This window comes from Agrococcus citreus (genome assembly GCF_039527715.1).
In the GTDB taxonomy this organism is placed as follows: domain Bacteria; phylum Actinomycetota; class Actinomycetes; order Actinomycetales; family Microbacteriaceae; genus Agrococcus; species Agrococcus citreus.
Genome location: NZ_BAAAKK010000005.1, coordinates 698,950 through 706,458, shown reverse-complemented (window position 1 = coordinate 706,458; position 7,509 = coordinate 698,950). Strand labels below are relative to the sequence as shown.

The following is a 7,509-nucleotide window of genomic DNA, read 5'->3' as shown; positions in this document are numbered from 1 at the left end:
CCGGTGCGGCGTGTCGTGACCACCCCAACCTCACTGGGCGGCGTGTCGTGACCACCCCAGCGCGATCCGAGCTGGGGTCAGGCGTCGAAGTGGGCGGCGGCGGCCCGGGCCCGGTAGGCGACCTCGTCCATGTCGTCGCCGATCGCGGTCACGTGCCCGACCTTGCGGCCCGGTCGCGTCGCCTTCGCGTAGGAGTGCACCTTGACGTCGGGATGCGACGCGAGCGCGGCCGGGTAGCGGTCGGCCATCGCTCCGGAGGCCGGGCCGCCGATGACGTTCACCATCACGCTCGCGGGCGCGAGGATCGCCGTCGCTCCGAGCGGCAGGTCGAGCACCGCCCGCAGGTGCTGCTCGAACTGGCTCGTCACCGATCCGTCGATCGTCCAGTGGCCGGAGTTGTGGGGCCGCATCGCGAGCTCGTTCACGAGCACGCGGCCGTCGTCGGTCTCGAAGAGCTCGACCGCGAGCACGCCGGTGACGCCGAGGCCCTCGGCGATCGCGCGTGCGATGTCGTCGACGACGGGCTGGATGCTCGCGGCATGCGGAGCGGGCGCGAGCACCTCGGCGCAGATCGAGTCGCGCTGCACGGTCTGCACGAGCGGCCACACGACCGCCTCCCCGGACGGACGGCGCGCGACGAGCTGCGCGAGCTCGCGGCGGAACGGCACGAGCTCCTCGACGAGCAGCCGCGGCCCGCCGTCGGCCGCTCCCGCGAGCCAGTCGGCCGCCTCAGCCGCGTCGCGCACGACCCGCACGCCCTTGCCGTCGTAGCCGCCCGTCGCCGTCTTGACGACCGCGACGCCGCCGTGGTCGGCGAGGAACCGCTCGAGATCGGCCGCGCCGTCGACCGGCGCCCAGTCGGGCTGCGGCGCGCCGAGCTCGGCCATCCGCTCGCGCATGGCGCGCTTGTCCTGCGCGAAGCGCAGCGCGTCGGGCCCTGGATGCACCGCGTGCCCCGCATCGACGAGCGCGCGCAGCACGTCCTGCGGCACGTGCTCGTGGTCGAACGTCACGACATCGACGCCGGCCGCGAAGGCGAGCACCGTCTCGGTGTCGCGGTAGTCGCCCACCGACGTCGCCGCGAGCGCCGCCGACATGCCGTCCGACTCCGCGAGCACGCGCAGCTCGACGCCGAGCGCCACTGCCGCGGGGATCATCATCCTGGCCAGCTGTCCGCCGCCCACCACACCGACGATCATGCTGCCTCCACCTCCGGCCGGCCGAGGCCGACCACCTTGAAGCCCGCCGCGGCCCAGCGTGCCGCGTCGAGCGTGTTGCGGCCGTCGACGACGACCCTCGCATCCGTCTGGGTCGCGACCACGACGGGGTCGAGCTCGCGGAACTCCTGCCACTCCGTGCCGAGCGCGAGCACGTCGGCGCCCCGCACCGCGTCCTCGACGGAGCCGACGATGTCGAGCGAGGGCATGCTGCGGCCCGCGGTCTCGCGCGCCTCGGGATCGTAGGCGCGCACGACGCGGCCGCGCTGCTCGAGGATGCGGCACACGTCGAGCGCGGGCGAGTCGCGCACGTCGTCGCTGTTGGGCTTGAAGGCGAGGCCGAGCATGCCGACCCGGTCGCCGCCGACCCTGGCGAGCTCGGCGTCGACGAGCTGCGCCATCCGGTCGCGGCGGCGCAGATTGATCTCGTCGACCTCGCGCAGGAAGCCGAGCGTGTGCCCGTGGCCGAGCTCCTCGGCGCGCGCCTGGAACGCGCGGATGTCCTTCGGCAGGCACCCGCCGCCGAAGCCGAGGCCGGCGTTGAGGAAGCGGCGGCCGATGCGCGCGTCGAGGCCGATGGCGTCGGCGAGCTGCGTGACGTCGGCGCCGACCGTCTCGGCGATCTCGGCCATCGCGTTGATGAACGAGATCTTGGTCGCGAGGAACGCGTTGGCGCTCACCTTCACGAGCTCCGCGGTCGCGAAGCGCATGACGAGCCGTTCCGTGCCGCGGGCGAGGATCGTCGCGTAGACGGCGTCGAGCGCCGCGACGGCCGCGCCGTCGCCCTCGGCCACGCCGTACACGAGCCGGTCGGGCGCGAGCGTGTCCTGCACGGCGAACCCCTCGCGAAGGAACTCCGGGTTCCAGGCGAGCCGCGCGCCGGTCGGCGCGATGCGGTCGGCGAGTCGCTGCGCGGTGCCGACCGGCACGGTCGACTTGCCCGCCACGACGGTGCCCTCCCCCAGGTGCGGCAGCAGCGACTCGATCGCCGCGTCGACGAAGGTGAGGTCGGCCGCGTCGGACCCGGCGAGCTGCGGCGTGCCGACGGCGACGAACACGACGTCGCTGCCCGCGACCTCGGCCACGTCGGTCGTGAAGCGGAGCGAGCCCGCGTCGACGCCGGCCCGCAGCAGCTCGGGCAGCCCCGGCTCGAAGAACGGTGGCTCCCCGCGGCGCAGCCGCTCGACCTTCGCCTCGTCGACGTCGACCCCGACGGTGTCGTAGCCGAGCGACGCCATCGCCGCGGCATGCACCGCGCCCAGGTACCCGCATCCGATCACGGCGATCCTCATAGAGCTCCTCCTCGGCGCGCGTCAGCCGCGCACGGTGGTCGTTGCGCCGTCGGCGGCATCCGCGACGACGATGCCGCGAGCCCCCAGCAGCTCGGACAGCATGCGCTGCACGAGGGATGCGCTCGGCACGTCGGGCAGGATGACCGCGCGGTCCCCTCCCGTCGACAGCAGCACGTCGCCGGCGCCGAAGAGCGCCTGCAGCCCTCGCCGGCGCACGGTCACGTCGTGCACGCGGGAGAGCATCGTCTCGCGGCGGGTGCCGCCGAAGCTGCCGCGGATGACGACGCGCTCGGTCGTGAAGACGAAGCCGCGCGAGAGCCAGGCGAGCGTCGGCACGAGCGTGAGCAGCCCGACGACGAGGCCGGCGACGGTGAGCACCGCGATGTTCCACAGCGGCCAGTCGACGCGATCGAGCAGCAGGGTGACGAGACCGGCGCAGCCCCACAGCACGAGCACGGGCACGATCAGCACGCGCGCATGCGGTCGCATGCGCGCGATCACGCGCTCCTCGCCGGTCGACACCCGACGATCATCCCGCATCAGCGCACGTGCACCACGTCACCGGCCCGCACGTCGACGATCCGGTCGCCCGTGTCGACCTGCAGCTCGCCGTGCGGGCCGAGGCCGACGGCGCGGCCGACGAGCTCGCCGACGGGCAGCGCGACCCGCACGTCGCGGCCGATCGTGCTGAGCTCCGCGGCGATCGCGGCGCGGAGCGCCTCCGTGCCGAGCGCCGGCAGCAGGGCGTCGAGCGAGCGGCGGACGTGGCACAGGACGGCGTCGGCGAGCACGGGCGCGGTGCCCTCGGCGCCCTCGAGCGTGAGCGAGGTGGCGTGGGCGGTCGGCAGCTCGGCCTCCGTGAGCGTGAGGTTCACGCCGAAGCCGACCGCGACCCCGGTCCTGCGGCGCTCGCAGAGGATGCCGGCGACCTTCCGGCCGTCGACGAGCACGTCGTTCGGCCACTTGATGGATGCGCGGTCGGCGACGAGCGTGCCGAGCGCGTCGGCGAGCGCGAGGCCCGCGGCGAGCGGCAGCCAGCCGATCGCGTCCTCGCGCATGCGCTTCGTGCGCACGAGGATCGTGGCCGCGAGGCACTTGCCCGCGGGCGAGACCCACTCGCGACCGAGCCGCCCGCGGCCGGCGCGCTGGTCGAGCGTCGCCCAGGTCGTGAGGTGGTCGGCGCGCTCGTCGACCGCGTCGAACGTCGAGCCGACGGTGCCGAGCTCGAAGACCGTGCCGACGCTCGCCGCGCCTGGGAAGAGCATGCCTCCAGCCTAGGCCGAGGGGGCGGCGCGGGACCGCAGGGGATGTCGAGGATCACCACCGGGATGCGCTCGATCGCTGTGGGAGTCCACAAAGGCCGGGCATGGGGTGGCGTCTAGAGTGGCATCCGTGACCGACGACACCTCTGCAGCTGCGCCCATGTCGACGACGGCCGAGCGGATCGACGATCTGCGCAGCCGGCACCGCGAGGCGGTGACCGACAAGGAGTCGAAGGCCAAGGAGCGCCAGGGCGCGAAGGGCAAGAAGACCGCGCGCGAGCGCGTCGAGCAGTTCGTCGACAAGGGCTCGTTCGTCGAGTTCGACGCCTACGTGCGGCACCGCACGACCGCGTTCGGCATGGAGGGCAATCGCCCCTACGGCGATGCCGTCGTCACCGGCATCGGCACGGTCCACGGCCGGCGCGTCGCGGTCTACGCGCAGGACTTCACGACCTTCGGCGGCTCGCTCGGCGAGGTGGCCGGCGAGAAGATCATCAAGATCCAGGACTACGCGATGAAGGTGGGCGTGCCCATCGTCGGCATGCTCGACTCGGGCGGCGCGCGCATCCAGGAGGGCGTCGTCGCGCTCGGCAAGTACGGCGAGATCTTCAAGCGCAACACGGCGGCCTCGGGCGTCATCCCGCAGATCTCGATCGTCATGGGCCCTGCGGCCGGCGGCGCCGTGTACTCCCCCGCGCTCACCGACTTCGTGATCATGGTCGACAAGTCGAGCCACATGTTCGTCACGGGCCCCGACGTCATCAAGACCGTCACGGGCGAGGAGGTCGGCTTCGAGGACCTCGGCGGCGGCCGCACCCACAACACCGTCTCGGGCGTGAGCCACTACCTCGCGGCCGACGAGGACGACGCGCTCGACTACGTGCGCGCGCTGCTCGCCTACCTGCCCGACAACAACCAGTCGGAGGTGCCGGCCTACGACCACTCGGCCGAGCGCGTCGTGAACGAGAGCGACCGCCGCCTCAACACGATCATCCCCGACTCGCCGAACCAGCCCTACGACGTGCTCGCGATCATCGAGACGCTCATGGACGACCGCGAGTTCCTCGAGGTGCAGCCGCTCTACGCGCCGAACATCGTGATCGGCTTCGGTCGCCTCGAGGGGCGCACCGTCGGCGTCATCGCGAACCAGCCCAACCAGATGGCGGGCACGCTCAACATCGAGGCGGGCGAGAAGGCCGCGCGCTTCGTGCGCTTCTGCGACGCCTTCTCGATCCCGATCCTCACGGTCGTCGACGTGCCCGGCTACCTGCCCGGCACCGATCAGGAGTGGTCGGGCGTCATCCGCCGCGGCGCGAAGCTGCTCTACGCCTACGCCGAGGCGACCGTGCCGATGGTGACCGTCATCACGCGCAAGGCCTACGGCGGCGCGTACATCGTGATGGGCTCGAAGCAGCTCGGCGCCGACATCAACGTCGCGTGGCCGTCGGCGGAGATCGCGGTGATGGGCGGCCAGGGCGCCGTGAACATCCTGTACCGCAACGAGATCCGCGACGCCGAGGCGGCCGGTCACGACGTCGCGGAGGTGCGCAAGCGCCTCGCGAGCGAGTACACCTACAACGTGGCCTCCCCGTTCCTCGCTGCCGAGCGCGGCGAGCTCGACGGCATCATCGAGCCGGCCGAGACGCGCGTCATGATCACCCGCGCGTTCCGCGCCCTGCGCACGAAGCGCGTCCAGCGTCCGGAGAAGAAGCACGGGAACATCCCGCTGTGAGCGACGCGCGCGAGACGAGCGAGCCGATCATGACCGTCGTGGGCGGTTCGCCGACCGACGAGGAGCGCGCCGCGATCGAGGCGGTGCTGACCGGCTCCGCTGCCGAGTGGGCCGAGACGAAGCACCGGCGAGTGCTCGACGTCGAGAGCGAGTGGCAGGCGAAGTCGCGCACCCCGACCGGCCACCGCTGGAAGCGCGACTGAGGCTCAGCCTCTGCCAGCTACCATCGCCCCATGGTGAGGCTGCGCAAGGCGCGACCGCGGTCGGATGCGGGCATCCGGCGACGTCGATCGGGTCGCGGCTGGTCGTATCGGCACGACAGCGGCGAGCGGGTGACGGCCGAGGAGCGTGAGCGCGCCGAGTCGCTCGCGGTGCCGCCGGCGTGGAAGGACGTGTGGATCGCGGCCGATCCGCTCGCGCACATCCAGGCGATCGGCGTCGACGACGCGGGCCGCACCCAGTACCGCTACCACCCGCACTGGCGCGAGCGCCGCGACCGCGCGAAGCACGAGCGCGCCCTCGACCTCGCGGAGTCGCTGCCGGCGATGCGCCGTCGGGTCACGCGCGAGCTCGCGCTCGAGGGGCTGCCGCGCGAGCGCGTGCTCGCCGCGGCGCTCCGCATGCTCGACACGGTCGCGATCCGCGCGGGCGGCGACACCTACGCCGAGGAGCGCGGCTCCCGGGGGCTCATGACGCTGCTGTGCCGGCACGCGACCGTCACGGGCGACTCGGTGCGGCTGCGCTTCCCCGCGAAGTCGGGGCAGCGTTTCGATGTCACGATCGACGACCCGGCGCTCGCCCGCTGCGTCGAGGAGCTGCTCGCGGGGCGCTCGCGCACGTCGCGGCTGCTCGCGTTCCAGGACGACGCGGGCGTGCATCCGCTCAGGGACGTCGACCTCAACGACGCCGTGCGCGAGGCGACCGGCGGCGAGTTCACGGCGAAGGACTTCCGCACCCTGCACGGCACGATCGTCGCGGCGGTCGCGCTCGCGCGAGCGCGCGACATCGGCACGAAGACCGCGCGGGCGCGCGCGGTGCGCGCGGCGATCGTGGAGGTCTCGCAAGCGCTCGGCAACACGCCGTCGGTCGCGAAGTCGAGCTACATCGACCCCGAGGTCTTCGCGCGCTTCGAGGCCGGCGCGACGATCGGCCTGCAGGGCTCGCGCGAGCGCGCGCTGCTCGACCTGCTGCGCTGATCAGTCGAGCAGCGGGGCGAGCGCGTCGGCGACGACGAGCTCGCGCATGACGGCGGCGGCCGCGCCCATGTGGGTGCGGTCGACCCACGTCGGCACGCCCTGCACGATGCTCGGGCACGCCATCGCGTCGACGTCGCAGAACCAGCCGAGGGTGTCGACGACGTCGACGCCGCCGGCGGCGAGCGCCTCGTCGAGCACGACGTGCCGCTGCAGCTGCGCCTGCTGGAGGGGCGCGGAGCACGCGTCGAGCGACGTCGCCGCGGCGTGCGCCTCGAGGCACTCCCCCGGGTCGGCACCCGGCGGCGGGCTGTCGAGCCAGAGCGTGCGGATGCCGAGGTCGTGCAGGCGGGGCACGTACGCGAGCGTGCCGGCGGCGAGCTGCTCGCCCGTGTCGGCGGCGCGATCCTCGTAGCCCTCGCCGACCCACCACGCGCCGTAGCTGATGATGACGAGCTCGGGCAGCCGCTCCTCGGCGAGCTCGAGCACCGTGCGCGCGTGCGCGTCGCAGACCCGCATGAACTCGCCGATCTGCTGCTCGACGGCCGGCCCGCTCGAGAAGGGGCACATCTCGCGGCCGAGCAGCTGCACGTCGGCGGCCCCGCCGAGCGCGCCGCGCACCGCGGGCGACCACGTGACGGCCTGCGAGTCGCCGACGATCCAGACCTCCCGGTCGCTCGCGGAGTCGTCGAAGCGGCACTGCGCCTGCTCGTCGGGTCCGACGGTGAGGCACTCGTCGACGAGCCACTCGGCGGAGCGTCCGTCCTCGCCCACGACGGCGCCCGCGGCGGGCGCCGACGGCACGGCGACCGC

At 73.4% G+C, this 7,509-nt stretch carries 8 protein-coding genes; 3 read left to right on the top strand and 5 right to left on the bottom strand.

Going from position 1 to position 7,509, the window contains the following annotated elements; translation table 11 throughout:
* Positions 1–77 precede the first annotated feature (77 nt).
* From ABD106_RS12275 to ABD106_RS12260, 4 genes are read right to left on the bottom strand one after another with little or no spacing between them, the layout of a single operon-like run.
* Positions 78–1,199 carry a 5-(carboxyamino)imidazole ribonucleotide synthase gene (locus ABD106_RS12275; RefSeq protein WP_343920742.1) on the bottom strand — a complete coding sequence of 374 codons (1,122 nt, stop codon included), beginning with the start codon at positions 1,197–1,199 and terminating at the stop codon, positions 78–80.
* Entirely contained in the window at positions 1,196–2,509 is a 1,314-nt protein-coding gene (locus tag ABD106_RS12270; RefSeq protein ID WP_343920740.1) for a UDP-glucose dehydrogenase family protein, read from the bottom strand. Before ABD106_RS12270 ends, ABD106_RS12275 begins: the two co-directional genes overlap by 4 nt.
* Positions 2,510–2,530: 21 nt before the next feature.
* On the bottom strand, positions 2,531–3,031 hold the full coding sequence (locus tag ABD106_RS12265) for a PH domain-containing protein (protein ID WP_343920738.1): 501 nt from the start codon (positions 3,029–3,031) through the stop codon (positions 2,531–2,533).
* Positions 3,032–3,048: 17 nt separating this feature from the next.
* Complete coding sequence (locus ABD106_RS12260; RefSeq protein ID WP_343920736.1) at positions 3,049–3,774, bottom strand: biotin--[acetyl-CoA-carboxylase] ligase; 726 nt, start codon at positions 3,772–3,774, stop codon at positions 3,049–3,051.
* Positions 3,775–3,931: 157 nt separating this feature from the next.
* Between ABD106_RS12260 and ABD106_RS12255 the strand changes: the two genes are divergently transcribed.
* Genes ABD106_RS12255 through ABD106_RS12245 form a run of 3 tightly spaced genes read left to right on the top strand, consistent with a single transcriptional unit; the run spans position 3,932 to position 6,699 of the window.
* Complete coding sequence (locus ABD106_RS12255) at positions 3,932–5,503, top strand: acyl-CoA carboxylase subunit beta (protein WP_343921082.1); 1,572 nt, start codon at positions 3,932–3,934, stop codon at positions 5,501–5,503.
* Positions 5,500–5,706 (top strand): acyl-CoA carboxylase subunit epsilon, encoded by a 207-nt coding sequence (locus ABD106_RS12250; RefSeq protein WP_343920734.1) that lies wholly within the window; start codon positions 5,500–5,502, stop codon positions 5,704–5,706. The genes ABD106_RS12255 and ABD106_RS12250 overlap by 4 nt, the downstream gene beginning before the upstream one ends.
* Before the next feature lie 30 nt (positions 5,707–5,736).
* A complete protein-coding gene (locus ABD106_RS12245; protein ID WP_343920732.1) occupies positions 5,737–6,699 on the top strand; it encodes a DNA topoisomerase IB in 963 nt (320 codons plus the stop codon).
* Here ABD106_RS12245 and ABD106_RS14565 read toward each other — a convergent pair whose 3' ends face one another.
* Positions 6,700–7,470 (bottom strand): SGNH hydrolase domain-containing protein, encoded by a 771-nt coding sequence (locus tag ABD106_RS14565; RefSeq protein ID WP_425545758.1) that lies wholly within the window; start codon positions 7,468–7,470, stop codon positions 6,700–6,702.
* Between the last annotated feature and the right edge of the window lie 39 nt (positions 7,471–7,509).

Excerpts from the sequence above, each read along its gene's own strand:
- ABD106_RS12245 (WP_343920732.1), top strand. The coding sequence starts at position 5,737 with ATGGTGAGGCTGCGCAAGGCGCGACCGCGGTCGGATGCGGGCATCCGG.
- ABD106_RS12275 (WP_343920742.1), bottom strand. The coding sequence starts at position 1,199 with ATGATCGTCGGTGTGGTGGGCGGCGGACAGCTGGCCAGGATGATGATC.
- ABD106_RS12270 (WP_343920740.1), bottom strand. The coding sequence starts at position 2,509 with ATGAGGATCGCCGTGATCGGATGCGGGTACCTGGGCGCGGTGCATGCC.
- ABD106_RS12260 (WP_343920736.1), bottom strand. The coding sequence starts at position 3,774 with ATGCTCTTCCCAGGCGCGGCGAGCGTCGGCACGGTCTTCGAGCTCGGC.
- ABD106_RS12255 (WP_343921082.1), top strand. The coding sequence starts at position 3,932 with ATGTCGACGACGGCCGAGCGGATCGACGATCTGCGCAGCCGGCACCGC.